The sequence below is a fragment of the Hymenobacter miniatus genome (genome assembly GCF_016427455.1).
Taxonomy (GTDB): domain Bacteria; phylum Bacteroidota; class Bacteroidia; order Cytophagales; family Hymenobacteraceae; genus Hymenobacter; species Hymenobacter armeniacus.
This window is the reverse complement of record NZ_JAELXR010000002.1, coordinates 451,350-475,685: the sequence shown is the minus strand read 5'-3', so window position 1 is coordinate 475,685 and position 24,336 is coordinate 451,350. Positions and strand designations below refer to the sequence as shown.

Annotated in this window: 21 protein-coding genes; 13 read left to right on the top strand and 8 right to left on the bottom strand. The window is 63.5% G+C overall.

The window, feature by feature from the left end; all coding sequences use genetic code 11:
* The first annotated feature begins 40 nt into the window (after nucleotides 1–40).
* Nucleotides 41–658 (top strand): 16S rRNA (guanine(527)-N(7))-methyltransferase RsmG, encoded by a 618-nt coding sequence (gene rsmG, locus JAO73_RS05095; RefSeq protein WP_198976070.1) that lies wholly within the window; start codon nucleotides 41–43, stop codon nucleotides 656–658.
* Nucleotides 659–719: 61 nt separating this feature from the next.
* Here rsmG and JAO73_RS05090 read toward each other — a convergent pair whose 3' ends face one another.
* A complete protein-coding gene (locus JAO73_RS05090; protein WP_198976069.1) occupies nucleotides 720–1,700 on the bottom strand; it encodes a YheT family hydrolase in 981 nt (326 codons plus the stop codon).
* 297 nt (nucleotides 1,701–1,997) lie between these two features.
* Here JAO73_RS05090 and rpsT point away from each other — a divergent pair, with 297 nt between their 5' ends.
* Both rpsT and JAO73_RS05080 read left to right on the top strand, forming a co-directional pair.
* Nucleotides 1,998–2,249: a 30S ribosomal protein S20 gene (gene rpsT / locus JAO73_RS05085; RefSeq protein ID WP_190922980.1), complete on the top strand. Its 252-nt coding sequence runs from the start codon at nucleotides 1,998–2,000 to the stop codon at nucleotides 2,247–2,249.
* 179 nt (nucleotides 2,250–2,428) lie between these two features.
* Nucleotides 2,429–3,964 carry a T9SS type A sorting domain-containing protein gene (locus tag JAO73_RS05080; protein WP_198976068.1) on the top strand — a complete coding sequence of 512 codons (1,536 nt, stop codon included), beginning with the start codon at nucleotides 2,429–2,431 and terminating at the stop codon, nucleotides 3,962–3,964.
* A 73-nt stretch (nucleotides 3,965–4,037) separates the two neighbouring features.
* Here the strand turns inward: JAO73_RS05080 and pyk are convergent, their stop codons facing one another.
* Both pyk and JAO73_RS05070 read right to left on the bottom strand, forming a co-directional pair.
* The gene (gene pyk, locus JAO73_RS05075; RefSeq protein ID WP_198976067.1) at nucleotides 4,038–5,477 is read right to left on the bottom strand and encodes a pyruvate kinase; all 1,440 of its coding nucleotides are present in this window, start codon (nucleotides 5,475–5,477) and stop codon (nucleotides 4,038–4,040) included.
* A 312-nt stretch (nucleotides 5,478–5,789) separates the two neighbouring features.
* Entirely contained in the window at nucleotides 5,790–6,218 is a 429-nt protein-coding gene (locus tag JAO73_RS05070) for an IPExxxVDY family protein (protein WP_190922984.1), read from the bottom strand.
* A gap of 173 nt (nucleotides 6,219–6,391) precedes the next feature.
* Between JAO73_RS05070 and JAO73_RS05065 the strand changes: the two genes are divergently transcribed.
* The 8 genes from JAO73_RS05065 to JAO73_RS05030 all read left to right on the top strand — a co-directional run bounded on the left by JAO73_RS05065 (nucleotide 6,392) and on the right by JAO73_RS05030 (nucleotide 14,082).
* Nucleotides 6,392–6,628, top strand: a complete 237-nt coding sequence (locus tag JAO73_RS05065) for an acyl carrier protein (protein ID WP_019948606.1) — start codon at nucleotides 6,392–6,394, stop codon at nucleotides 6,626–6,628.
* A 167-nt stretch (nucleotides 6,629–6,795) separates the two neighbouring features.
* On the top strand, nucleotides 6,796–8,046 hold the full coding sequence (fabF, locus tag JAO73_RS05060; protein ID WP_198976066.1) for a beta-ketoacyl-ACP synthase II: 1,251 nt from the start codon (nucleotides 6,796–6,798) through the stop codon (nucleotides 8,044–8,046).
* Between the two features lie 194 nt (nucleotides 8,047–8,240).
* A complete protein-coding gene (rnc, locus tag JAO73_RS05055) occupies nucleotides 8,241–8,963 on the top strand; it encodes a ribonuclease III (protein ID WP_233168693.1) in 723 nt (240 codons plus the stop codon).
* 100 nt (nucleotides 8,964–9,063) lie between these two features.
* The gene (nadE, locus tag JAO73_RS05050) at nucleotides 9,064–10,977 is read left to right on the top strand and encodes an NAD(+) synthase (RefSeq protein ID WP_198976064.1); all 1,914 of its coding nucleotides are present in this window, start codon (nucleotides 9,064–9,066) and stop codon (nucleotides 10,975–10,977) included.
* Between the two features lie 156 nt (nucleotides 10,978–11,133).
* Nucleotides 11,134–11,775 carry an RNA polymerase sigma factor gene (locus JAO73_RS05045; RefSeq protein WP_198976063.1) on the top strand — a complete coding sequence of 214 codons (642 nt, stop codon included), beginning with the start codon at nucleotides 11,134–11,136 and terminating at the stop codon, nucleotides 11,773–11,775.
* On the top strand, nucleotides 11,768–12,046 hold the full coding sequence (locus JAO73_RS05040) for a hypothetical protein (protein ID WP_198976062.1): 279 nt from the start codon (nucleotides 11,768–11,770) through the stop codon (nucleotides 12,044–12,046). Before JAO73_RS05045 ends, JAO73_RS05040 begins: the two co-directional genes overlap by 8 nt.
* 112 nt (nucleotides 12,047–12,158) lie before the next feature.
* Entirely contained in the window at nucleotides 12,159–13,157 is a 999-nt protein-coding gene (gene lgt, locus JAO73_RS05035; RefSeq protein WP_198976061.1) for a prolipoprotein diacylglyceryl transferase, read from the top strand.
* Between the two features lie 181 nt (nucleotides 13,158–13,338).
* On the top strand, nucleotides 13,339–14,082 hold the full coding sequence (locus JAO73_RS05030) for a LytR/AlgR family response regulator transcription factor (protein ID WP_198976060.1): 744 nt from the start codon (nucleotides 13,339–13,341) through the stop codon (nucleotides 14,080–14,082).
* Between the two features lie 6 nt (nucleotides 14,083–14,088).
* Here the strand turns inward: JAO73_RS05030 and JAO73_RS05025 are convergent, their stop codons facing one another.
* The 4 genes from JAO73_RS05025 to JAO73_RS05010 all read right to left on the bottom strand — a co-directional run bounded on the left by JAO73_RS05025 (nucleotide 14,089) and on the right by JAO73_RS05010 (nucleotide 19,664).
* Entirely contained in the window at nucleotides 14,089–17,472 is a 3,384-nt protein-coding gene (locus JAO73_RS05025; protein ID WP_198976059.1) for a PAS domain-containing protein, read from the bottom strand.
* 202 nt (nucleotides 17,473–17,674) lie between these two features.
* The gene (locus tag JAO73_RS05020) at nucleotides 17,675–18,574 is read right to left on the bottom strand and encodes a hypothetical protein (RefSeq protein ID WP_198976058.1); all 900 of its coding nucleotides are present in this window, start codon (nucleotides 18,572–18,574) and stop codon (nucleotides 17,675–17,677) included.
* A gap of 46 nt (nucleotides 18,575–18,620) precedes the next feature.
* A complete protein-coding gene (gene yidD / locus JAO73_RS05015) occupies nucleotides 18,621–18,842 on the bottom strand; it encodes a membrane protein insertion efficiency factor YidD (RefSeq protein WP_198976057.1) in 222 nt (73 codons plus the stop codon).
* A gap of 87 nt (nucleotides 18,843–18,929) precedes the next feature.
* Complete coding sequence (locus JAO73_RS05010; protein ID WP_198976056.1) at nucleotides 18,930–19,664, bottom strand: M48 family metallopeptidase; 735 nt, start codon at nucleotides 19,662–19,664, stop codon at nucleotides 18,930–18,932.
* Nucleotides 19,665–19,771: 107 nt separating this feature from the next.
* On the opposite strand from JAO73_RS05010, the gene JAO73_RS05005 reads away from it, so the two are divergent.
* Together JAO73_RS05005 and JAO73_RS05000 are read left to right on the top strand one after the other, a co-directional pair.
* A complete protein-coding gene (locus JAO73_RS05005; protein WP_198976055.1) occupies nucleotides 19,772–20,701 on the top strand; it encodes a hypothetical protein in 930 nt (309 codons plus the stop codon).
* A gap of 193 nt (nucleotides 20,702–20,894) precedes the next feature.
* A complete protein-coding gene (locus tag JAO73_RS05000; RefSeq protein ID WP_317191200.1) occupies nucleotides 20,895–22,952 on the top strand; it encodes a ComEA family DNA-binding protein in 2,058 nt (685 codons plus the stop codon).
* Nucleotides 22,953–22,987: 35 nt separating this feature from the next.
* On the opposite strand, the gene JAO73_RS04995 is transcribed toward JAO73_RS05000, so the two are convergent.
* A complete protein-coding gene (locus JAO73_RS04995; protein WP_198976053.1) occupies nucleotides 22,988–24,313 on the bottom strand; it encodes a sialidase family protein in 1,326 nt (441 codons plus the stop codon).
* Between the last annotated feature and the right edge of the window lie 23 nt (nucleotides 24,314–24,336).

Sequence of the window (24,336 nt, the reverse complement as noted above, 5' to 3'; positions counted from 1 at the left end):
GTGTCGTGGCAAAACCCCCAAACCGTGCACCTTTGCACCCATGAACCTTTTGCCGCACTACTTCCCCGCGCTCACGCCCCAGCAGCTTCAGCTATTTCAGCAGCTTGAAACCGAGTTCCGGGCCACCAACGAAGCCATCAACCTCGTGTCGCGCACCGACATGGACAATTTCGTGGAGCGCCACGTGCTGCACTCGCTGGGCATTGCCAAAGTCATCCAGTTTCCCAAAGGCAGCGCCGTGCTCGACGTGGGCACCGGCGGCGGCCTGCCCGGCCTGCCGCTGGCCATCATGTTTCCGGACGTGCATTTCCACCTCGTCGACAGCATCGGCAAGAAAATCCGGGCCGTGCAGTTCATGGCGGCCGCCTTGGGCCTGCACAACGTAACGGCCGAGCAAACCCGCGCCGAGCAGCTCCGCACCAAATACGACTACGTGGTGAGCCGCGCCGTGGCCCGCCTCGCCACCTTCCACCCCTGGATTGCCCACCGCTTCAAGCCCCAGGGCGTGCCCGGCGCCGGTTTATACTACCTGAAAGGCGGCGACCTAACTGAGGAAATCGCCGAGTCTGGCCTGAAAGCCAAAGTCACGGATTTGAGCAGCTTTTTTGAGGAGGAATTCTTTGAAACAAAAAAGGTCGTTTTTGTGCCTGCGAAATAAGGCGACTCACCTGTCATCCTTTGCTATGCGGACACCAGATGAGACTGACAGGGCTTAATTGTTACGCCGGCACCTCCGCCGTGAGAAACTCCACCGCGCGACGCTCCGAATAATACTCGCCGTTGCTCTCCGCAAAGCCCACGTGTCCGCCGTCCGGAGGCGTTTCCAGAAACACGTAGGGCGACTGCTCGGCCACCTCCTTGGGGAAGCACGAAGCCGGCAGAAACGGGTCGTTCTGGGCATTCACCAGTAGCGTGGGCACCCGGATGCCGCTCAGGTAGCGGCCGGAGCTGGCGTGCTGGTAGTAGGCATCGGCCGAGTCGAAGCCGTGCATGGGCGCGGTGTATTTGTCGTCGAACTGTGGAAAATTGCGCAGCGACTCCAAGCCATCCAGGTCCACTTCGCCCGGCAGCAGGGCGGCCTTGTCGCGAATTTTTTGGCGCAGCGATTTCAGGAAGCGGCGCATGTACACCTGGTTTTGGGGCCGGCCAATGTGGATGGAGCTGGCCCGCAAATCGGTGGGCACCGAAAACACGGCCGCCCGCTGCACCTCGGCGGGCACGCGGCCGGCGTCTTCGCCCAGGTATTTCAAGGTGACGTTGCCGCCGGCCGAGAAGCCCAACAGGTAGGCCCGCCGGTAGCGCCCGCTGGCCAGGGCGTGGCGCAGCACCGCGTCCAGGTCGTCGGTGTCGCCGAGGTGGTAGGAGCGGAGCAGGCGGTTCATCTCGCCGCCGCAGCTGCGGTAGTTCCAGGCCAGCGCGTCGAGGCCGGCGCGGTTGAGGGCGCGCACCATGCCGCGCACGTAAGGCCGCGACGCGTCGCCCTCCAGGCCGTGCGACACGATGGCTAGGCCGTCGGTGAGGCGCATTTCGGGCAGGCGGCTCCAGTCCAGGTTCAGGAAGTCGCCGTCGGGCAATTCCAGGCGTTCGCGCTGGTAAGCCACGTCGGGCACGGTGCGCCACAGGCTGGGCACGATGGTTTGCAAGTGGCCGTTGAACAAGTAAAACGGCGGCTGGTAAGCGGGTTTCGATACAAGAGGCATGGCGCGGGGTGGCTTACTGATGCAGGATGCGCGCTGGGTGGGGTAGAGAGTAAAGTTCGGTCTTAATCGGCATGCATACTAATTTAGCAGGCCGAAATGAAGACAGGGTGAATAGAAATGCGGCTTATGCCGGTGAGAGTACGGCCGCTTCGCCTATCGCCACAGCCGCTATGGCCTCGCTGAAACGGCTTTGCGTCAATATTTTTGCCGACATGGTTTGAAATTGTCAGACGGTTTCGTACCTTTGCCCTCCCAAACACAGAACTCAAGCATAACGCTCCCCTATATTTCCTGCTCATGGCAAACCATAAGTCGGCCCTCAAACGCATCCGCAGCAACGAAGCCAAGCGCGTGTTGAACCGTTACCAGCACAAATCCACCCGCACGGCCATCAAGCGCCTGCGCGAAGCCACCGACAAAACGGTTGCCCAGGAGCTGCTGAAAAAGGTGACGTCGATGCTGGACCGTTTGGCCAAGAAGAACATCATCCACAAGAACAAAGCTGCTAACAACAAAAGCAAGCTGACAAAGCTCGTTAACGCGCTCTAGTGCGACTACGAGTTTAGCGAGGCCAGGCTGCGCCGCCCCAAGGCCTGGTCTCGCGCTCATCACAGAAGCCCCGCTCGGCAACGAGCGGGGCTTCTTGCGTTTGGCCGGGTCGTGCGCTTGGTAAATTGCTCAGGTGGCGTACCTTACGGGCACCGTTCCACGTTAAGCTACCCCTGAGCATGAAACACTTTTACCTTTTGGCGCGGCCGCTGCTGGCCGTTGTGATGCTTGTTAGCACATTCTCAGCGCGGGCGCAGCAGGCCTGGCGGCCGTTTCGGCCGGGGCTGATTTATGCATTCAGTGGGCCTGGCAGCAACAGCGCGCTCACGCTTCGGCTCGATTCGGCTTACGTTACGGCCAGCGGCGATTCTGCTTGGGGATTTCGGCGAATCGTTAAGCTAAGCAACGGGGGAGAGCAAAGCACAAACCCCTTCGGTGTTTATCGTAAAAGCCGCAACAACTTGTTTGGTGCTCGGCTGCTGTGGCAGCGCAATCCCGCGGCTTTCGTGCTCGAAAACGTGGCTGAAGGCGGCTTTCAACCCGCATTTTCGTTGCAGCTACGCCCTCAAGCGCCGGTTGGCAGCACTTGGGTTGCCAGCTCTTCTCCAAGCCTCACGGCTACCCTCACCAGCCGAAGCTGGCAACCAGTGAACAACGCCGCGGGAAGCCCTTCGGATTCGGTGGCCGTCATCACACTGAGTACTGGCCAAGTGGTGCGTTTAAGTCGTTCGTATGGCTTGTTGCAAGGGCCACAATGGTTGAGTGCCGTAAGCACCGCGCCGCAGTGGACGCAGGCGCGCCTGCCCATGACCTTGTCGCAATCGCCCTATAACCCGACGTTGCTATTCAACTTCCAGCCCGGCGATGAAATGGGGTACTTTACCGAACCATTTACCATCTCGCCATTCCCGTCTTCGGAGAGCTATACTTTTCGTCGTATTCTCTCTCGGCAGTTAACGACGGATAGTCTAGTTTTTACTTACCAAGAACAAACGCGAACCAATTATTTTGCTACCCCTACTGGTGGCACAGCTAGCACTGAAGTATATCCTATTTACAGAGGACGCTGGGCCGTTTCACTCCAAACGGGCAAATCTGCGCAATTTCCAGCGTTGCCGTTGCTAACGGGTGAGTACGTGAATGCGTTCGGAAGCCAGTCGCCGCCATTGCTGGTAGGGCGGGGTATTCTAATGAATAGTAACGGAAACGGGTGTGCGCCCAATGGATTGTACCTAGGGTTTATTGAGGTGTTTCCCGGCCCCGGATTCAGTGCACCTGTTGGGCAATATAGTACGGGCGTCGATATCGGATGGCGACAGAACTTTTCGCTGGCACTGGGCCTGGGTGTCGTTTCCACCGCGGATACCCGCCTTATCTATTACCGCCGGACCCTTGGCACGGGTATCCCGATTACGTGCGGCTCACCGCTAACTTTTACAGGCCTGCTGCCCACCCGGGCCGCCGCAGCCGCCGACGTGGCCACCTTGCACCCAAACCCCGCCACCGACGCCGCTGTGCTCACGCTAGCCCAGCCCGCTCGCGCCGGCCAATTCTTGCGCCTGACCGATGCCCTGGGCCGCACCGTGTGGAATGCGCCCGTGTCCGCGAGCCAAACCACCGTGGCTGTACCGCTGGCCGGACGGCCCGCCGGCCTCTACCTGCTGCACCTGAGCAGCCCCGACGCCACCGCCACTTGGAAGCTCACCCACGAGTAAGCGTTGGGTTGTCCATAAAAAAAGCCCCCGCTGCTCATGCAGCGGGGGCTTTTTTGCGTTTGGCAGCGCGGGTTTAGGCCACGCTCACTTTCACCATGTTGGCTTTGCCCTTGTCCTGGATGGGCATGGAGCCGGTGTTGATGAACACGTCGCCGGCTTCGAGGTGGCCGGTGGTGGTGAGGACGTAGCGGATGTCTGTGATGGTGCTGTCGGTGCTGATGAGGCGGTCGTAGTAGAAGCTGCGCACGCCCCACACCAGGCTCAGCGCCGTGAGCAGGTTGCGGTTATCGGTGAAAATAAAGATGTTCGCCTTCGGGCGGTATTTGGCCAGCTGGAAGGCCGTGTAGCCGTGGTGCGTCATGCCCGTGATGGCCTTCGAGCCCGTGTTTTTGGCCAGGTGGCAGGAAGCAGAGAGTACGCTGTCGGCCATGAAGTTGGGGCCGTTCGGGTCGATGGGCCACCATTTATGGAAGAGCTGCGGGCTGCGGCTTTCCACGCTCAGGATGGTGCCCACCATCGAGCGAATGACCTCGGCGGGATAGGCACCCACGGCGGTTTCGGCGGAGAGCATCACGGCGTCAGCGCCGTCGAGCACGGCGTTGGCCACGTCGCTGGTTTCGGCGCGGGTGGGGCGGGGGGCCGTAATCATCGATTCCATCATTTGGGTGGCTACGATGACGGGCTTGCCGGCCGCGTTGCACTTGGCGATAATCATTTTCTGGGCCATGGGCACCTCTTCCATCTTCACCTCCACGCCGAGGTCGCCCCGGGCCACCATCACGGCATCGGTAATGGCGATGATTTCGTCGATGTTGCGCAGGCCGTCCGGCGTCTCAATCTTGGCCACCACGCGGGTGGTTTTGCCGGCGTCGGCAATGATTTTCTTGATGAAGCGAATGTCGTCGGCCTTGCGGGCAAAGCTCAGCGCCACCCAGTCCACGTCGTGCAGCAGGCCAAACTGCAGGTCCTCGATGTCCTTTTCGGTCATGCTAGGGGCCGATACTTCCGAGTCGGGCAGGTTGATGCCTTTGCGGGGCTTCACCAGGCCGCCGTACACCACTTCCACGTCCACTTCGGTTTCGCGGTCGGTGGCCAGCACTTTCAGCTCAATCTTGCCGTCGTCAATCAGAATCATGTCGCCGGCCTTCACGTCGCGGGCCAGGCCCATGTAGATGGTGCTCAGGCGCGTGGCCGTGCTGATTTCCTTCTCGCCGCACACCAGTTTGAGCTTGTCGCCAGCCTTAATCTCGACGCCGCCGCCTTCTACTTCGCCCAGGCGAATCTTGGGGCCCTGCAAGTCCTGCAGCAAGCCCACGGAAGTGCGCATGTCCTTATTCAGGCGGCGCACGGTGTTAATCACACTCAGGTGGTCTTCGTAGGAGCCGTGGGAAAAATTGAGGCGAAACACATCCACGCCCTCGCGGATGAGGATGCCGAGGCGCTCGTAGGTATTGGAAGCCGGGCCCACGGTGGCCACGATTTTGGTTTTGTTGAAAACAGGATGGTTATCCATGCGAAATGCGAAAATGTCGGTACAAAAAAACTCCCCACCTGAAAAAAAGGAGGGGACAGGTTGCCCACAGTACATCGGCTGAAGTAGCAGGCGTTGCAAGAGGCAGGCCCCGGTTTGGAAGGGCTCAGCAGGGCAAAAGTCGTTTAATTAAATTGAAATGCCTATTGCCAGTGGGGCATTTGTCCGCAAGATGTCGATACCGATACGGAAAGGCCCCTATTTTGACCAACGCCCGGGCTGCTCACTGCGTGCCGTATGCCAGGCTTTGCCGGTTAAACAAGCCGGGCAGCCGCGGGCCAGGCCAGCCCAGACTCACAGAATCAGGTTCTCTTTGTACTTGAGCGTGTTGGGGTCAAACTGACACACGTACTGCACGGCGTCGAGGGCGGCCAGCTGCTCCATGAGCTCGTGGTCGGCCAGCGGCCCGGTGCCGTTGGTGACGGCCAGCAGGTAGTCGTATTCCTTAATGTCGGGCGCCAGAAAGGGCTTTTTGAGCGTGGAGGGCGCCACCGAGCGGTTGCGCAGCAGCCGGAAGGTGAGGGCCTCGGTGGCGTGCAGGTAGTGCGTGAACACGAGCCGGCCGCGGCTGAGCAGGTTCAGCAGCAGCTCGGGCTGCTTCACCAGGCGCAGGCGCAGGGCCCGGTTCAGGGTCCAGGCCAGGGTGTAGTCGCGGGTGCTGCTCACCAGCCCAAACAGGGCAAAGTCGCACTCGTAGTCAACGTCGAGGGTGAAGGTTTTCATGGCAGCCGCAAAAAGGGCACCCGCGGGCGGGCAGGGCAAAGCTACGGCCTGCGCGGGGCGGTTGCCAGCCGCGCCGCCATAATGTTGTACCCCTATTTGAAAAGCGCGGCCGTGGGTTCATTGGAAAATCTCTCGTTACTTTGTGCCGTAGTTTTCCTTAAACCCCCACGGAAATGTCTGAAATCGCAGAAAAAGTAAAGGCCATTATTATTGATAAACTGGGCGTTGAAGCCTCGGAGGTTACCCCCGAAGCAAGCTTCACCAACGACCTGGGTGCTGACTCGCTGGATACCGTTGAGCTCATCATGGAGTTCGAAAAGGAGTTCAACGTGAGCATCCCCGACGACCAGGCCGAGAACATCGGCACCGTGGGCCAAGCCATTAGCTACCTCGAAGAGCACGCCAAGTAGTATTTCGTCACCGTCCAGCATTGCGAGCAATTTGAGTTGTAGCCTTTACCCCGGTTCCTCGTTTCGTTCGGCGTGACCCCTGTTCTGCGCATACCGGCCGGCTAGCCGCCGGCCGGTTTTGCTGTTTTATCCCGCTTCATCATTCGCGCCAGTGGCGCTTGCTCTGTATGACGTCCATCCGACGGGTTGTCGTTACCGGCCTCGGGGCCATCACGCCCCTGGGCAACACCGCCCCCGCTTACTGGGAAGGCCTGCGCGCGGGCACCAGCGGCGCGGCCACCATCACCCGCTTCGACCCCAGCAAGTTCAAAACCCGCTTTGCCTGCGAGGTGAAGGATTACAATCCGGACGCCTACTTCGACCGCAAAGAGGGCCGCAAAATGGACTTGTTCACGCAGTTTGGCGTGATTGCCGCCGACGAGGCCATCGCCGACTCGGGCCTGCTGGAAAGCGGCGTGAACAAGGACCGCGTGGGCGTGATTTGGGGCTCCGGCATCGGCGGCCTCAAGTCCTTGCAGGAAGAGTGCTTCCAGTTTGAGCGGGGCGACGGCACGCCGCGCTACTCGCCCTTCTTCATTCCGCGCATGATTGCCGACTCTGCGTCGGGCAACATCAGCATCAAAAACGGCTTCCGAGGGCCGAATTTCGTGACGACGTCGGCCTGCGCCTCGTCGAACGATTCCATCATCGCCGCCTTCAACAACATCCGCCTCGGCCTGGCCGACGTGATGATTACGGGCGGCTCCGAAGCGGCCATCACCGAATCGGGCGTGGGCGGCTTCAACGCCCTCAAGGCCATGAGTGAGCGCAACGACGACCCGGCTTCGGCCTCGCGGCCGTATGACAAGGACCGCGACGGCTTCGTGCTGGGCGAAGGCGCCGGTGCGCTGGTGCTCGAAGAGTACGAGCACGCCAAGGCCCGCGGCGCCAAAATGTACGCCGAGCTGATTGGCGGCGGCATGTCGTCGGACGCCTACCACATCACCGCGCCCGACCCCACGGGCAGCGGCGTGGTGCTCGTGATGCAGAACGCCCTGCGCGACGCCGGCATCACGGCCGCCGACGTGGACTACATCAACACCCACGGCACCAGCACGCCGCTGGGCGACGGCGCCGAAATTAAAGCCATTGAGCAGGTATTCGGCGAGCACGCCGAAAAGCTGAACATCTCCTCGACCAAGAGCATGACCGGCCACCTGCTGGGCGGGGCCGGCGGCGTGGAGGCCGTGGCTTGCCTGCTGGCTATGCAGCACGGCGTGGTGCCCCCCACCATTAACCTGCACACGCCCGACCCGGAAATCAACCAAGCGCTGAACTTCACGCCGAACGTGGCGCAGGAGCGCGACGTGCGGGTGGCCATGAGCAACACCTTCGGGTTTGGCGGCCACAACACGTCGGTGATTTTCCGCAAGCTGTAGGCGCTCCGTTTTCTTACATGAACGGTACTCAGAACGTCATGCTGAGCAAAGCCGACGCATCTCTGCCGCGCAACTAATCCTTTCGATTGAGTTAGTATTGCGGGAGAGATGCTTCGGTTTCGCTCAGCATGACGTTCTTTTTTGGTCGGTTTTTCCTGCCAAATTTCCTGCCAGTATCTAATTTTCTCTTTCTCTTGCTCGGCTTCGTTTCCCGTTTTTTTGCTTCCGATAAAGCCTTTCGGCAGGCCGTGGCAACCGTCACGGGGCAGACGCCCAAGAACGCCAAGCTGTACCGGCTGGCGTTCACGCACTCCTCGGCGGTGCGGCAGCAGCCCAGCATCGGCCGTCACCAAACCAATGAGCGGCTGGAGTTTCTGGGCGACGCCGTGCTGGGCACGGTGGTAGCCGAATACCTGTTTAAGAAATACCCTTACGAGCAGGAAGGCTTCCTGACAGAGGTGCGCTCCCGCATCGTGAACCGCGAAAGCCTGAACGGCATCGCCCTGAAGCTGGGTCTCGACAAGCTGGTGCAGCTGGACGCTGCGCAGGGCCGCGCCGCCCGCTCACGCTCGGTGAACGGCAACGCGCTGGAGGCGCTGGTGGGCGCCGTGTACCTGGATTTGGGCTACAAGGCCGCCCGCAAATTTGTGCTCACGCGCCTAGTGAAGGGCTTCGTGGACGTGCACACCCTCACCACCACCACGGCCAATTTCAAGAGCAAGCTGGTGGAGTGGGCCCAGCGCGAAGGAAAAACCGTGCGCTACGACATCACCGGCGAAGCCCGGCCCGGCGGCATGATGGAATTCACGGCCAACGTGCTGCTGGACGAGGAAATCATTGCCACCGGCATGGGCCTAAGCAAAAAGCAGGCGGAGCAGCTGGCGGCCGAGCGCGCGCTGACGGAGCTGGGCGTTTAACGAAACCGGGGGCAGAAGGGCATATTTGCGTTCGTTTTGCAGCTCGCACGTAACCTGAGTTGCGCGAAGGCAGTTGCTTGCTAAACGCTTTCCACGACCTATGAAAATTGCTGGCGCCGCCCTCAATCAGATTCCCATCGACTGGGAAAACAACCTTCGCAACATCAAAGCGGCCATTGAGCTGGCCAAAGAAGGCGGCGTGCAGCTGCTGTGCCTGCCCGAACTGTGCCTGACCGGCTACGCCTGCGAAGATTTGTTTCTGAGCGACTGGATGCCCGAGGCCGCGCTGACGCACCTGCAACAGGTGCGGGAGTGGACGCAGGGCATCTGCGTGGTGGTGGGCCTGCCGGTGCGCCTGCAGCACCGCACCTACAACACGGCCGCGGTGCTGCGCGACGGCCAGATTCTGGGCTTCGCGGCCAAGCAGTTTCTGGCCAACGACGGGGTGCACTACGAGACGCGCTTCTTCGTGCCCTGGCTGGCGGGCGAGCAGACCACCGTGACCTGCGAGGGCGAAACCTGGCCGTTGGGCGACCTCACCTTTGAGCACGAGGGCGTGCGCTTCGGCTTCGAGATATGCGAAGACGCCTGGCGGCCCGACAACGTGCGGCCCGCCTGCCGCCTCATGGGCAAGGTGGATTTGATAGTGAACCCCTCGGCCAGCCACTTTGCCATGAGCAAAACCGACGTGCGCTACCAGCTGGTGATGAAGGCCTCGCGCACGTTCAACTGCACCTACCTCTACGCCAATTTGCTGGGCAACGAGGCCGGCCGCATCATTTTCGACGGCGAAATCCTGGTGGCGCGCAACGGCCATTTGCTGAAGCGCAACCAGCTGCTGAGCTTCAAGGAAGTGGATTTGGAATGGGTGGACGTGGATTTTGCGGCCGAGCAGGCACCGGCCGAAGAAATCGTGCCGCTGCCCACGCCCGACGAGTACAAAGAGCTCAACCAGGCCATGAGCCTGGCCCTGTTCGACTACCTGCGCAAGGCCCGCAGCCGCGGCTTCGTGCTGAGCCTGAGCGGCGGGGCCGACTCCTGCTTCTGCGCCGTGGGCGTGTCCGAAATGGTGCGTCTGGGCGTGGAGGAGCTGGGCCTGGATGAGTTCAAGCGCCGCAGCGGCTGCTTCCCAAAAGGTGAGAAGGTGGTGAAGCAGGAAGGCGCCGGCGGCAAAGCCACGCAAGTAGTGGAACAGCCTGCGCCGGAGAGAGCCTTGGGCGCCAACCAGCAACTGGTGCAGCAGCTGCTGACTTGTGCTTACCAGGGCACCGTCAATTCTTCCGACGATACGTTCAACTCAGCCAAGGAGCTGGCCGATAGCCTGGGCGCCCGTTTTTATAACTGGACCATCGACGAGGAGGTGACCGGCTACGTGGGCAAAATCCAGCAAGCGCTGGGCCGGGAGCTGACCTGGAAAACCGACGACCTGGCCCTGCAAAACATCCAGGCGCGGGTGCGGGCCCCAGCCATTTGGTTGCTGGCCAACGTGCAGAACTGCCTGCTCATCACCACCAGCAACCGCTCGGAAGCCAGCGTGGGCTACTGCACCATGGACGGCGACACGGCCGGCAGCATCTCGCCCATTGCGGGCGTCGACAAGGACTTCGTGAAAAAATGGCTGCGCTGGGCCGAAGCCGAGCTGGGCTACACGGCCCTGCGCCACGTGAATGCCCTGCAGCCCACCGCCGAGCTGCGCCCCCTGGAGGACAAGCAAACCGACGAGCGCGACCTCATGCCCTACACGCTGCTCAATCGCATCGAGCGGCTGGCCTTCTACGACCGCCTCAGCCCGAAGCAGGTGCTGGCCATGCTGGAAGGGGAGGGCACGGGCTTCGACGAGGAGCAGCTGAAAACCTACGTGCGCCGCTTCTACAACCTCTGGAGCCGCAACCAGTGGAAGCGTGAGCGCTACGCCCCCAGTTTCCACTTAGACGACTACAACGTGGACCCGCGCTCCTGGCTGCGCTTCCCCATTCTCAGCGGTGGGTTTGCCGAGGAGCTGGCGGGCTTGTAGCACCGGGCGGGCTGACGCAAGGTGCCCGCGGCACTGGCGGCGGAAAGAAAAATGCCGGCACCCGCGCAAGTTTGCCCGGCAGAGGGGGCCTAAGGCAATGTAAGTCCTGCTCGACCACTGCCGGACACATTTTCACCGGCGTTTTAGCTTTCCTCTGTGGCGTACTCGTTTCCCTTGCTGCTGACCGACGACCCACCGGCCGCCCCGTGCCCGCTCCGCCTTGCGGCCGAGGCGGAGGCCGCGCTGGTGCTGCAGCTGCAGCAAGGCAGTGAAACCGCTTTTCGGACCTTGGTGGAGCGCTACCAAGACCGCATCTACCGCACAGTGCTGGCCCTGCTGCGCTCGCCGGAAGAAGCCGAAGACGTGGCCCAGGAAGTATTTGTGGAAGTGTACCAGACCGTGGCCCGCTTCCGGAGCGAGGCGTCGCTCAGCACTTGGCTCTACCGGCTGGCCACGTCGCGGGCCCTGAAGAGCTTGCGGAAAGCGCGGGCCCAGAAGCGCTTCGCCTACTTCACCAGCCTGCTGGGTTTCGACAATGCCGTGCTGCACGAAAAGCCCGACCATGCCCATCCGCTGGCGCTGCTCGAAGGCCAGCAGCAACTGCGACTGCTACTCGAACACGTGGCCCGCCTGCCGCCGCAGCAGCAAGTGGCCTTCACCCTGCGCCACGAGCAGGAGCTGAGCTACGAGGAAATTGCGGCAGTGCTCAGCACGAGCGTGCCGGCCGTGGAGTCGTTGCTGTTCCGGGCCCGCCAAACCCTGCGCAAACACCTACCATCGCCTTTTCGCCATGTCTAAATCAGCCCTACGGCCGCTTTCCGACGAGGAGTGGCAAGATTTGATGCGCCAGCTGCGCGACCAGCCCCGGCCCCGGCCCCGCCCGTTCTTCTACGGCCGGGTGATGGCCCGGCTGGCCGGCCCGCCCGCCCGCGCGGTTCCGTTCGGCTGGTTGCGCCGGCCAGCCTACGCCGTGCTGCTCGGCGCCCTGGTGCTGGCCCTCAGCGGCGACGACAAGGCCCTGAGCTCAACCGGCCCGGTGCCTGGCGCCACCAGCCACCCCGCACCCTGATGGCTGCGCGGGCGGGGCGCCCGTCATTCGGCCGCCAAGCCCCACCCCGCATCGGCGCAGCCGCATGCCGGGGCCTGACTACCTTTGAAACCACTATTCATTTTCGTTGCGCATGTCGCCTTTCCTCGCCGCTGTTTTCTGGAACGTCAACCCCATCATCGCCCACCTGGGGCCGGTCACGCTGCGCTGGTACGGGCTGTTTTTCATGCTGCCCTTCGTGGTGGGCACGTTTGTGCTCACGCACATCTACCGCTCCGAGCGGGTGTCGCCGCAGTGGGTCGACGTGATTACCATCTACATGCTCGTGGGCACCATTGTGGGCGCGCGGCTGGGCCACATGCTGTTTTATGATTTTGAGGCGCTGAAAGCCGACCCCATGGTGGTGTTTAAAATCTGGCAGGGCGGGCTGGCCAGCCACGGGGCCACCCTCGGCATCTTGCTGGCCTGCTGGCTGTTTGCCCGCAACAACAAGTTCGACTACCTGTGGGTGCTCGACCGCATTGTGATTGTGGTGGCGCTCGGCGGCGCCTGCATCCGCACCGGCAATTTGATGAACTCCGAAATTGTGGGCAAGCCCACCACGGCGCCCTGGGGCTTCGTGTTTCCGCGCGACGCCGAACACCTGCTCCCCGTGACGCGGCCGCTGCCCGCCGGCGCCGTGCAGGTAGCCGCCGAGCCGGTGCGCTTCCAGGACGGCACCACCAGCTACCGCCTGCTGCCCGAGGGCACGGCCGTGGCGCCCGACTCGCCCATGGCCGTGCCGCGCCACCCCACCCAGATTTACGAGGCCCTGTTCTGCATTTTCCTGTTGGCCTTGCTCTACTCCATGTGGAACCGCACCAAGGAGCGCACGCCGCGCGGGCAACTGTTTGGGCTGTTTGTGGTGCTGCTGTTCACGCAACGGTTTTTGGGCGAGTTCCTGAAAGAAAACCAGGTCGACTTTGAAAACGGCCGCCTGCTCAACCAGGGCCAGCTGCTGAGCATTCCGCTCATTCTCATTGGCATTTGGGTGCTGTGGCGCGCGGGCAAAGACCCCCAAAATCCATACGGCTACGCCCCGCGCGATTTAGAGGCGAAGGAGGCCGCTGCGCTGCCTCCCACTGCCCAGTAGGGCGAGGGCGCAGCGCCAAAGTGCAGTTCATTCGTCAGGGAATCAGCTAGGTTAGACGCCTGCGCTGTCGAGTTAGGCGAAAAGCGCGGCGAACGGCCGCGCCGCGGGCATAGCTTGCCGGCAATCCGGGTTCACAGCCGTTTGTCCCGCAGCGGGGCGGCGTGGGCCGGGACCTTTTTGCATGAATCCCTCTGCCCCCCTGACCTGCCTGGTTGTCGACGACAACGAGATGAACCGCTTCAACCTGGAACACCTCATCGACCTGTCGCCCCAATTACGCCTCACCGCTTCGTTTGCCAACGCCGTCGACTGCCTCGCGTTTTTCACCGGGGGCGGCCGGGCCGATGTGCTGTTTCTCGACATCGAGATGCCCGAGCTCTCGGGCCTCGAACTGGTGCGCATCCTCCCCGTGCCGCCGCCCGACATCATCCTCGTGACCTCGCACCGCGACTATGCCGTCGACGCCTTCGACCTGAGCGTGTCCGACTACTTGGTGAAGCCCGTGGAGCTGCCGCGCTTTTTGCAGGCGGTACAGCGCGTGGTGCAGCGCCGCGAGGCCCAGCCCGCCGCGGCCGACCACCGCTTGCCCGTCGAAACGGCCCCGGGCGCGCCGGTCCAGCACCTGTTCGTGAAGGTGAACAAGAAGCTGATGCGCATCAATCTGAGCGACATCCTCTACGTGGAGGCCCTGTCGGACTACTGCGTGCTGGTGCTCGACAAGCAAAAGCTCATCGTCTACAGCACCCTGCGCCGCCTCGAGGAGCGCCTGCCCGTGCAGCAGTTTGCCCGGGTGCACCGGTCCTACATCGTCAACATGCGCCGCATTGAGGCGGTGGAAGACCACATGGTGCAGTTTGCCCGCCACGAGGTGCCAGTGGGCAAGTCCTACCAGGAGGGTTTTCAGCGCCAGCTTCGCGACTTCTAAGCTTCGCTAAGCGGCTTGGTCGGGCAGCTCGGTGGGCACGGCGGCCAGGGCCCGCTCCACCAGCGCCACCAACTGCGTGGTCAGGGCGGGCCGCTCCGTGGCCGACTGCATGGGCCGCGGCGCTTTTTCGAGCACTGCCACCAAGTCGGTGATGCCGGTCACGCCTATCATTTCCAGGCTGGGCTTGATGTGGTGGGTGATTTCGGCCACCCGCTCCCAGTGACCCTCGGCGGCAGCGGTCTGCAGTTGGGCCAGGCTGGCCGGGGTATTGGCCAGAAACGAGCGAATGATTTTGGTCACAAACGCGTCGCGGCCGTGGGCCATGGTGCGTAGCTTGGTCAGGTTGTAGGGGGCGGTGCTGCGGGTGGTGCCGCGCAGGGCTTCGAGCTTGGTATAGAGGTCGGCCTCTTCGAAGGGCTTGGCCAGGCAGTCGTTCATGCCGGCGGCGCGGTAGCGTTCGTTGTCTTCGCGGAAAGCGTTGGCCGTGAGGGCCAGAATGGGCACCTGCGCCCGCACGGGGTCGGGCAGCAGGCGCACGGCCTGGGTCACTTCCACGCCGCTGAGGCCGGGCATCTGAATGTCCATCAGCACCACGTCGTAGTCGTGCTGCGTGAGCAGGCGCAAGCCCTCCTCGCCATCCACGGCTTCTTCCAGCACCACGCCCCATTCTTCGAGCATGAAGCGGGCCACCTCGCGGTTGATTTCGTTGTCTTCCACCAGCAGCGCCCGCAGGCCCACCAGGGCGCCCGTGTTGCGGAAGGCGCGCGCCGGGCCGTCTTCGGCGGCCGGGGCGGAGGCGGTGGGCAGCGTGAGCACGAAGGCAAAGGTGCTGCCCTGGTTCACTTCGCTGTGCACCGTGAGCTGGCCGCCCAGCTGTTCCACCAGCGCCCGGCTGATGCTCAGGCCCAGGCCCGTGCCACCGAAGTGACGCGTGGTGTCGGCATAAGCCTGGGTGAAGCCGTCGAACATCTGGGCCTGGCGGTCGGCCGGAATGCCGATGCCCGTGTCGATGACGCGGAACTCCACGGTGAGGTGCGTCGCGGTTTCGGCCAGCTGCTGCCCGACCACCGTCACGTTGCCCTGCTTGGTGAACTTGATGGCGTTGCTGACCAGGTTGAGCAGGATTTGGTTGATGCGGTAGGGGTCGCCCACCACCCAGGCCGCCGGAAACTCGCCCGGCCCAAACGCGCTGCGAAAGGCCAGCCCTTTTTCTTGGGCCTGCAGCCGGCACGAATGCAGGGCCTGGGCCACGGACTCGCCCAGGTTGAAGGCCACCTGCTCGAAATCGAGCTTGCCGGCCGATATCTTGGCCATGTCCAGCACGTCGTTGATGACGCCGAGCAGGTGCTGGCCCGAGGTGTTGATGACGCGCAGCAATTCCTGCTGGTGCGCGTCGAGGCGGGTTTTGCCCAGCTGCCGGGCCATGCCCAGCACGCCGTTCAGGGGCGTGCGGATTTCGTGGCTCATGTTGGCCAGGAAGTTTTCCTTGGCCCGCGAGGCCGACTCGGCGGCCTCTTTGGCGCGCTTCATTTCCTGCTCGGCCCGAATGCGCTCGGTGATGTCGTGCGAGTGGGCGATGACGTAGGGCGGCTGGCCCGGCTCGCTCACCAAGAAATTGCGGTAGAGCAGGTAGCGCAGCTCGCCATGGCCGCCGCGCGGACGCACCCGCTGCACCCCCGAGGCCTGGTGCTCGTGGGCAATGCGGTGCAGGTAATCGGCGTAGGGGGCGTGGTCTTCGGGGGGCATCACGTCGGCCACGTTGCTGCCGATGAGCTCGTCGACGGAACAGTTCAGCAGTTCGCCGAGCGCCGGGTTGGCCGTGAGCACCGTGCCGTCGAGGGTGTGGGTGCAAATCAGCGCCTGGGCGTAGGTCATCAGGTCGCGGTACTGCTTTTCGCTGCGCTCCAACGTGCGCTGGGTTTGCTTCAGGGCCGTGATGTCGGTGCTCACGCCCAGCACGTGCACCGTGCCATCGGGCCGCACCAAGGGCCGCTTGATGGTTTGAAACACGCGCACCGTGCCGTCGGCCTGGGTCAGGGATTCTTCCACCATCAGCTCGCGGCCGCTTTCCAGCACGGCGCGGTCGTTGGCGGCCAGCCGGGCCATCTCGCGGGCTTCGAGGCCGTTGGGGTCGAGGGCTTCGCCCGAGAGGTGGCGCGACCCCGCGCGCACGTCCTGCATGGCCGCGTTTTCGAACAGAATGCGCTGCTGGGCGTCGCGCACGTAAATCACGCTGGGGCTGGCATCCAGAATGCCCTGAATGAATTCCTGCTGCTCGCGCAGCTGTCGGCGGGTGGTTTCCTGCTCGGTCACGTCAAGGCCGTAGCCGATGACCAGGCGCACGGCGTCGCCGGCTTCGGGCACGGGCTGCAGGCGGCGCAGCACGTGGCTGCCGCCCAGGGTTTCGACCCACTCGTGGCGCTGGCGGGCGTCGAGCACGGCCTGCAGCCGGGCCTGGCGCTGCTCGGCCACGGTGGTGGGCTGGCCGCGGCGGGCAATGTATTCGGCGTTGGTGCGGCCCAGCATCCAGGCGCGGGTTTCGGCGTCGGGCACGGCGGCCGGGTTCACGTAGCGGTAGCGGTAGTCGGAGTCGACCACAAAAATCTCGGCCGGCAGCTCGTTGAGGATGCTTTCGTAAAACTCCTGTTGCTCGCGCAGTTGGGCTTTGGCGTGCACGCGGGCCGTGGTTTCGGTGAAGTAGAGGTTCACGTAGCCCTCGGCGGCGAAGGGCACCACGTTCACCGTGAAAAACTGCTGGCCCACGGCCAGGTCGGCGTGCTGTACGGTGGGAACGGCCGCGGCCAGCGCCTGCGCTGCCAACGCGCGCAACCGGCGCTGCAATTGGGCGCGCTCGGGGCGGGCCAGGCTGCGGGCCAGGCTCAGGGCACGGGCGTTGGCATAGACGCCGCGGCCGGAGGCGGCCAGGCGCAGCATGGGGTTGGGGTTTTGGTGCGGAATGCGGGCCAGCGCCTCCATCTCGACGGCCAGTTGGTGCTGCTGGGTCACGTCGCGCAGGCACAGCAGTGCCTGGCCGGGGTGGCCCACGCCCGCGGGCGCCGGCACAGTTTCGTAGGCCAGGATGCGGCCGGTGCGCAGGGGGAGTACCTCGCCGCCTGAGTCGTTGCCTGCCACTGGTAGGAGGGGCCCGCGGGCCGCCGCTTCGGCTGGCGAAAACACTTGGGCAAACACGCGGGCCCGTAGGTCGGCGGCCGGGCGGCCCAGCCAGTCGGCCGGGGCATCGAGCAGGCCGCAGAGGGCAAAAAAGCGGCGGTTGAGGGCTTCAATTTGGCCATCGGCCCCAACCAGGGCCACGCCCTCCGGCAGCAATTCAAGCAACACGCCCAGTTGACGGGCCGAGGCGTCGGGAGAAGAGAGGGGGAGGGGCGTCAAGAAAAAAGCGAATTAGGTAACCGGGCCAGCTAAACGCCAATATTGGAACCGGCAGTTCGGAAAAAAGCATCATTCAGGGCCAAGGGAAGCTTTCGCTGGCCGAAGCCCGGACTTTGCTGGGCGGAACCCGGGCCCCGGAAACGCCGCAACGCCCGCGCCCGGCGGCGTCTTCACAATCTTCGGCTGTGCCGCCGGCCACGGCTTAGGGCAGCGTGTATTCAAACAGCCCGCCCTGCTCGGTGCTGATGAGCAAGGTGTTATTGTCTTTAAACACGGCGCCTTCGGTTTGGCCGGCGCCGGTAAGGGCCACTTGGCGAGGCGTGGCCCTGAGCACATCGGCCCAGGAACTGCCGTCGAGGATGAACAACTCGCCGCGGCCCAGCAGCACCAAGCGGCGGCCGTCGGGGCGCAGGGCGGCGTCGGTTACTTCGCCGGGAATGGCCAGCGACGCCATTTTTTTCGCCGTGTACTCGCCGGGCTGGTCGGGCACCGAGTACACGGTGCTGGTGCTGGACTGGCCCCGGTCTTTGGTGAAAAGCCACACCTGGCCGTTGTGCCAGAGGCTGGCTTCGCAGTCGAAGTTGCGCTGCTTTTTCTTGGGCGGAAACTCTTCTTGGTCGGGGTAGCTGAAAGCGATGGTGCCCACCTTGGCGGGCGCATCGGGCCGGAACTTGAGGATGCGCAGGTCGCGGCGCGAGCTTTCGTTGTTGCCGCAGTCGCCGATGTAGTAGTTGCCCTGGCCGTCGCGGCTGAGGCTTTCCCAGTCGTTGTTGTCGGCGGGCACGTCGAGGGTGCGCACTCCTTGGCCGGTGCCCGTAATTTCGTAGAGAATGGGGCGGTTGCCGTCGTCGCCGAAGCTGTAATAATTGCCAGCGGTGGGGGCCGGGGCCAGGCCCGAGCTTTCGGGCACCACGCCTTTCAGCGAGCCCACTTTGCGCAGGCCGGGGACTTCGGCGGCGGCGTTTTTGTCTTTGCGGCGGTCGCCGCCGTTGGGCGTGCCGTTTTCGGTTTTGGTTTTACCAGACTTTTCGGATTGGGCCTTCGAGCAAGAGGTGGTGAGCAAAACAGCCAGCGCGGCCGGCAGGAGAGGAGTGAAACGCATCGAACAACAGTCAAACGGTGAACTCCTCCTATACGCAGGCCCCCGATTAGGGTACGGGGTCGTAGCCGTGGCCGCCCCAGGGGTGGCAACTGGCAATGCGCCGCAGCGCCAGGCGCCCGCCCCGCCACGGCCCGTACTTGCCAATGGCCTCGGCCGCATACGCCGAGCAGGTGGGCGTGTAGCGGCAGCTGGCCGGCGTGAGCGGCGAAATGAAGTGGCGGTAAAACCACACCAAGCCCAGGAAAAACGCACGGAAAAAGCGGGACATTTAATAGAGGGTTGTGAGTAAAGAGCAACAAAGAGAGAACGTAGTCTTACTACTCACTTCTCACTTCTCACTACTGACCATACTCGGCTACTTGGGTAACGCATTTAATTCTGCTTTCCACTGCTTCCAATCGGGCAGCAGGCGGGTTTGCAGGTCGTAGAAGGCCGGAGAATGGTCGCCCACCAGCAGGTGGCAGCACTCGTGCAGCAGCACGTAGTCGAGGCATTCGGGGCGGGCGCGCACCAGCTCGGGGCTGAGACGAATGCGGGCCGTGCGCGGCGTGCAGCTGCCCCAGCGCGTGCGCATTTGGCGCACCGACAGCGTGGGGCGGGTGAGGTTGAACCCGGCGAAGCGGGGCCACACCCGGGCCAGCGACTCGGCAAAGAGCGGCCCGGCCTGGCGAGCGTACCAGGCGTGCAGCAGGGCTTCGGCCTGGGCCGGGGTGAGCGGGGCGGGCGCGCTGAGTATCAATTCGTCGGCTTCGACGGCCACGCGGGGGCGCGGGGCCTCGGCAAAGCGCAGGGTGTAGGGCTGGCCCTGGTAGTAATGCTGGCTGCCCGCTTCGTACTGGCGGCTGGGCGCGGGCGCCGGGCGGCTGGCAAAGGCCTCTTGGTGTTTAAGAATCCAGTCGGCTTTGCGGAGCACCTGCTGGGCCACCCACTCGGGCGAGGTGCCGGCGGGGGCGCTGATGTGCACGCTGCCATCGGGCCGCACGGCGAAGCCGATGGTGCGCCGGGAGCGAAAAACCAGGGTGTAGTGCAGGGAGTGGTTGCGGTAAAGCAGCGTTTCGCGGCGGGGCGCGGCGGAGAAGGAGCGGGGCATACGGTGGCAAGTTCGGCAGGGGCGCCGGGTTGCATAACCGGTTTGGCCCCGAAAATAATTTCGAAGCCTAGCCGGCCCAATCGGCCGCGCCGTGCTACCTTCCCGTCATGCAACACTGTTTACCCCGGTATCTTTCAATTATTGGATTCTTTGGGCTCTGCTTTGCCGGGCACGCGGCCGCGGCGCAGGGCAACGGGCCGGGCGTGCGCGGCGCCCGCGCTGCCGGCCTCAGCAACGCCTCGGTGGCCCTGAGCGGCGAGGTGTGGAGCATGGGCAATAACGTGGCCGGCCTCGGCGAGATGCAGCGGCCCACGGTGGGCTTCTACGCCGAAAACCGCTATTTCAGCGCGGCCCTGAACGTGGGCGCGCTGGCCGTGGCGCTGCCGCTGGGCCACCAATCCGGCGCCACGGCGCCCACCGACGGCTCGGCCGCGCCCCAGGCCGTGGTGCCCGCGGCGCGCACCTGGGCCCGGCACGGCGTGGTGGGCTTCGAGGCCCAGCGCTTTGGCGGCACGCTGTATAATGAAACCCGCGTAGGGGCCGGCTACGGCTACCGTTTCGGCCAAATCAGCCTGGGCGCGCGGGTCGACATGCTGCAAGTGAGCATCGAAGGCCTGGGCAGCCGGCGCGTGGTGCTGGGCACGCTGGGCGGGCAGATTGAGGTTCTGCCTAACCGCCTCACCTTCGGCGCCTCGCTCTACAACCTCAGCCAAACCAAGCTGGCCAGCTACCAGGACGAGCGGGTGCCCACCGTGCTCAAGGCCGGCCTAGCCTACCGCCCCAGTTCCCAGGTAGTGCTGCTGGTGGAAACCGAAAAAGACGTGGAGCGCGACGCCAATTTCAAGGCAGGCCTGGAATACCGGCCCGTGCCGGTGCTGGCGGCCCGGCTGGGCCTGGCCACGCTCACCGAGCAGGCCAGCGCCGGCATTGGCGTAGCGGCCGGGGCGTTTCAGATTGACTACGCGGCGGCGTTCCAGCAAGCGCTGGGCTTCAGCCAACACCTGAGCGTGAGCAAGTCGTGGGGGCGAAATCAGTGAACAGTTAGCAGTGAACAGTGAGCAATTGGCCGCGAGCCGCTAACCGAATTCGATGAAAAAACTTTACCCTCACGCAAGGCCTGTGCTGACTGGCTGGTCCAAGCAACTGCTGAAACGCGGTAGCTGGTGCTTGCTACTCCTCGCTGTTAACTGCTCACTGCTAACCGTTCACTCAGCGCGCGCGCAGGACTACGTGCGCCGTCCGCCGGATTTGGACCGCCTCACGCAGGAGCTGTTTGCCGAAATTCAGTCGGACGAGGTGCCGTACGAAGACCTGTACGAAACGCTGCTGCAGTACTACCAAACGCCCATCAACCTGAACACGGCCACCCGCGAAGAGCTGCGGGGCCTGCTGCTGCTCAACGAAAACCAGATAACCACGCTGCTGCGCCACCGCGAGGTAAACGGCGACCTGCTGAGCGTGTATGAGCTGCAAAGCATTGAGGGCTACGACCTGCGCACCATCGGCCGCATTCTGCCCTTCGTGAGCGTGCTCAGCAGCAACGCCAACGCCAGCCGCGGCACGCTGTGGCAGCGCATTGCCAAGGAAGACAACAACGCCCTGTACCTACGCTACGAGCGGGTGCTGCAGCAGCGCCAGGGCTATACGCCGCCCACCCTGTACCAGGGCAAGGAAACGACGCGCTACCTTGGCTCGCCCGACAAAATGCTCATTCGCTACCGCGTGAGCCACACCAAAGACTTCAGCTTGGGCTTTTCGATGGAAAAGGACGCCGGCGAGCAATTCATTTGGAACCCGCAAAAGGGGCAGTATGGAGCCGATTACGTGTCGGCGCATTTCGTGATTCAAGAGCAGGGCCGGCTGAAAACCCTGGCGCTGGGCGACTACCAACTGCAGTTCGGGCAGGGCCTGCTGCTGTCGTCGGGCCTGGGCGTGGGCAAGGGCGCCGAGACGATTACCACGCTGCGGCGCTCGTCGGTGGGCGTGCGGGCGTACTCGTCGCTGCTCGAAAACACGTTTTTTCGAGGCGGGGCGGCCACGGTGCAGGTGGCGCCCACGGTGCAGGCCACGGCCTTCGTGTCGCGCAAAAACGTGGACGCCAACCTGCAGCAGAGCATCGACTCGCTGGCGCAGTTCGACGAGTTTACGTCGGGGCTGCTCTACACGGGCTTCCACCGCACGGCGTCGGAGCTGGCCAACCGCCACCAACTGGAGGAAAGCATCGGGGGCGGCAACGTGGGCTACACCAGCCGCAACGGCAACCTGGCCATCGGGGCCACGGGCGTGTTCACGCACTACGGCACGGCCATCCTCAAGCGGCCGGAAGTGTACAACCGCTTCGAGTTCAGCGGCAAGGAAAACCTGGCCCTGAGCATCAACTACAGCTACGTGTACCGCAATTTCCTGCTGTTTGGCGAAACGGCGCGCACCACCGGCGGCGGGCTGGGCACCGTGAACGGCCTGCTGGCCAGCCTGGGCCCCACCGTGGACGCGGCCCTGCTGGTGCGGCACTACGACCCGAACTTCCACACCCTCTACGGCAACGCTTTCAGCGAAAACACCCGCAACATCAACGAAACCGGCGTGTACATTGGCCTGAAAGTGCGGCCCATTGCGCAGTGGGAAATCTCGGCCTACTACGACCAGTACCGCTTTCCGTGGCTGCGCTACCGGGCCAGCGCCCCCACCGACGGCCACGACGCCCTCATTCGCGTGGCGTACTCGCCCACCAAAACCAGCCTGCTCTACGTGCAGGCCCGCCAGCGCCTCAAGCCCCGCGACCTGGCCACCGCCGACCTCACCGCGCTGGCCGCCAACCGCGTGCTGCCCCTGCCCGGCGAGCAGCTCCGCCAAAGCCTGCTGGTGTACTACAACACCGACATCAGCACCGCGCTCAGCCTGCGCACCCGCCTGCAAACCTCCCGCCTGCGCGACGACACCAACCTGGCCTGGCGCAGCGGCTACGCCCTGGCCCAGGACGTGAGCTACCAGCTCAACCGCAGCCTCAAGCTCACGGCCCGCTACTCGCTCTTCGACGCCGACGATTACGACACCCGTCAGTACGTGTATGAGCAGGACGTGCTGCTGGCCGTGTCGGTGCCCGCGCTCTACGGCCAGGGCACGCGCCTCTATGGCATCGCCGAAATCCGTCTGAACCGCTCCCTCACGCTCTGGCTGCGCTACGCCGAAACCCGCTACCGCCACCAAGACACCATCGGCAGCGGGCTGGAAACCATTCAGGGCCAGCTGCGCAACGAGGTGAAGGCGCAGCTGCGGGTGAAGTTTTAAGCAACAGCTGAGTGCGCCGGCGCGTTGGGAACACCTCAGTTAAGGTGGTAGAGCAACTCGCCGGTATCTTCCAACAGCAGGGTGTGGTTGCGCGTAGGAATGAAGGCAAACCCGCGGGGCCGCCGCCGAAAGTACGTGTAGGTGGCAAAGTCAGTCGTCTTAACAATGCCGATGCCCACCACCAGAAAGTAGAGCGCGTTGCCGATTTTGCTGAGGTTGGTTATCTTCAGGCAAGAGGAAGGCACGGGAGGCGCGGTGTATATTTTTTGCCAACCGGCGCCACCGTTCGTCGATTTATATAGGTCGCCCGTGCATTGGTCCACGCTTGCGTACAGGTCGCCATTGGCATCGGCCAGCAGGTTATAGACGCTGTACAGCGGGTTGTTGCTGGTGCGGTTCCAGTTGAGCCCGCCATTGGTTGACTTGTAGAGGTAGCTGCCGGTATTCACCACCAGCAAGTCGCCATTGGCCAGTTCGGTTACGTCGCGAAACCGGTCGGAAGTAGAAAGGCCGCCGTTGGCCACTCGCCAGGTTATCCCTTTGTCGGTGGATACCGACAGCCCGCCGAAGTACGTGCTTACAAAGAGTTTGCCGCCGGCGGTGTACGAAATGTCCTGGAACATGCGCGGGTCGCTGATGCCGGCGGTGCGGTTTTGCCAGGTCTGCCCATTATCGGCAGAATAATAAAAGCCGCCTTGGGCGTTGGTCGCGCCGGTGGCCACGAATATTTCGCCCTGCGGAGTGGCCTTAATGACGGAAATAGTACCCGGCCCTGGAAAGGTAGCTTGCCGTTGCCAAGTCCGGCCCTCATCATCGGAGTAATAGAGGTACTCGTTGTAGCTCAGCCCCGCCAGTACCCGGCCGTTGGGAAGCTGGCACAACGCATTAATGCCCTGCGGCAAGCACGCTGCCGGATGCCAGCCCGAGGTGGGTTGTACGGCCGTGACTGTCGCCGCTATCGTAGCCTGGGCAGTCCCCACCGAGTCGATGGCGCGCGCCGTTAGGGTCTGCGGGCCGGCGTCGCCGCTCAGCCGCCAACGGTAGTAGGCCAGGCCCTTGGCATTGGTATATACCTGCGACAATACGCTTGGCTCGATATTGCACGTCGGCTTGTCGAATCGTACCTCGTACCCCGCCGCGGGTTGGCTGCCCCGTAGCACTTTCACAACAACGGTATCGCGCAAGATGTGTCCCACGGTGTCGCGCTGGTTGTTGCCACGCACCACGCTTATCGTGATGGTTTTATTGGCCGGTTGAGCGGGCGGCGGCTCGGGTTTGTCTTTGCCGCAGCCAGCGGCGGCCAGGAGCCCAATGGCTACCGCCCACTTACAGGAGGACGCAACAATGCGGGAATAGAACATCGAATTGGAAGAAGTACAGTGGC

What these genes read in the sequence shown, in the direction of transcription:
- rsmG (WP_198976070.1), top strand. Translation starts at nt 41, where the DNA reads ATGAACCTTTTGCCGCACTACTTCCCCGCGCTCACGCCCCAGCAGCTT.
- JAO73_RS05090 (WP_198976069.1), bottom strand. Translation starts at nt 1,700, where the DNA reads ATGCCTCTTGTATCGAAACCCGCTTACCAGCCGCCGTTTTACTTGTTC.
- rpsT (WP_190922980.1), top strand. Translation starts at nt 1,998, where the DNA reads ATGGCAAACCATAAGTCGGCCCTCAAACGCATCCGCAGCAACGAAGCC.
- JAO73_RS05080 (WP_198976068.1), top strand. Translation starts at nt 2,429, where the DNA reads ATGAAACACTTTTACCTTTTGGCGCGGCCGCTGCTGGCCGTTGTGATG.
- pyk (WP_198976067.1), bottom strand. Translation starts at nt 5,477, where the DNA reads ATGGATAACCATCCTGTTTTCAACAAAACCAAAATCGTGGCCACCGTG.
- JAO73_RS05070 (WP_190922984.1), bottom strand. Translation starts at nt 6,218, where the DNA reads ATGAAAACCTTCACCCTCGACGTTGACTACGAGTGCGACTTTGCCCTG.
- JAO73_RS05065 (WP_019948606.1), top strand. Translation starts at nt 6,392, where the DNA reads ATGTCTGAAATCGCAGAAAAAGTAAAGGCCATTATTATTGATAAACTG.
- fabF (WP_198976066.1), top strand. Translation starts at nt 6,796, where the DNA reads ATGACGTCCATCCGACGGGTTGTCGTTACCGGCCTCGGGGCCATCACG.
- nadE (WP_198976064.1), top strand. Translation starts at nt 9,064, where the DNA reads ATGAAAATTGCTGGCGCCGCCCTCAATCAGATTCCCATCGACTGGGAA.
- JAO73_RS05040 (WP_198976062.1), top strand. Translation starts at nt 11,768, where the DNA reads ATGTCTAAATCAGCCCTACGGCCGCTTTCCGACGAGGAGTGGCAAGAT.
- lgt (WP_198976061.1), top strand. Translation starts at nt 12,159, where the DNA reads ATGTCGCCTTTCCTCGCCGCTGTTTTCTGGAACGTCAACCCCATCATC.
- JAO73_RS05030 (WP_198976060.1), top strand. Translation starts at nt 13,339, where the DNA reads ATGAATCCCTCTGCCCCCCTGACCTGCCTGGTTGTCGACGACAACGAG.
- JAO73_RS05020 (WP_198976058.1), bottom strand. Translation starts at nt 18,574, where the DNA reads ATGCGTTTCACTCCTCTCCTGCCGGCCGCGCTGGCTGTTTTGCTCACC.
- yidD (WP_198976057.1), bottom strand. Translation starts at nt 18,842, where the DNA reads ATGTCCCGCTTTTTCCGTGCGTTTTTCCTGGGCTTGGTGTGGTTTTAC.
- JAO73_RS05010 (WP_198976056.1), bottom strand. Translation starts at nt 19,664, where the DNA reads ATGCCCCGCTCCTTCTCCGCCGCGCCCCGCCGCGAAACGCTGCTTTAC.
- JAO73_RS05005 (WP_198976055.1), top strand. Translation starts at nt 19,772, where the DNA reads ATGCAACACTGTTTACCCCGGTATCTTTCAATTATTGGATTCTTTGGG.
- JAO73_RS04995 (WP_198976053.1), bottom strand. Translation starts at nt 24,313, where the DNA reads ATGTTCTATTCCCGCATTGTTGCGTCCTCCTGTAAGTGGGCGGTAGCC.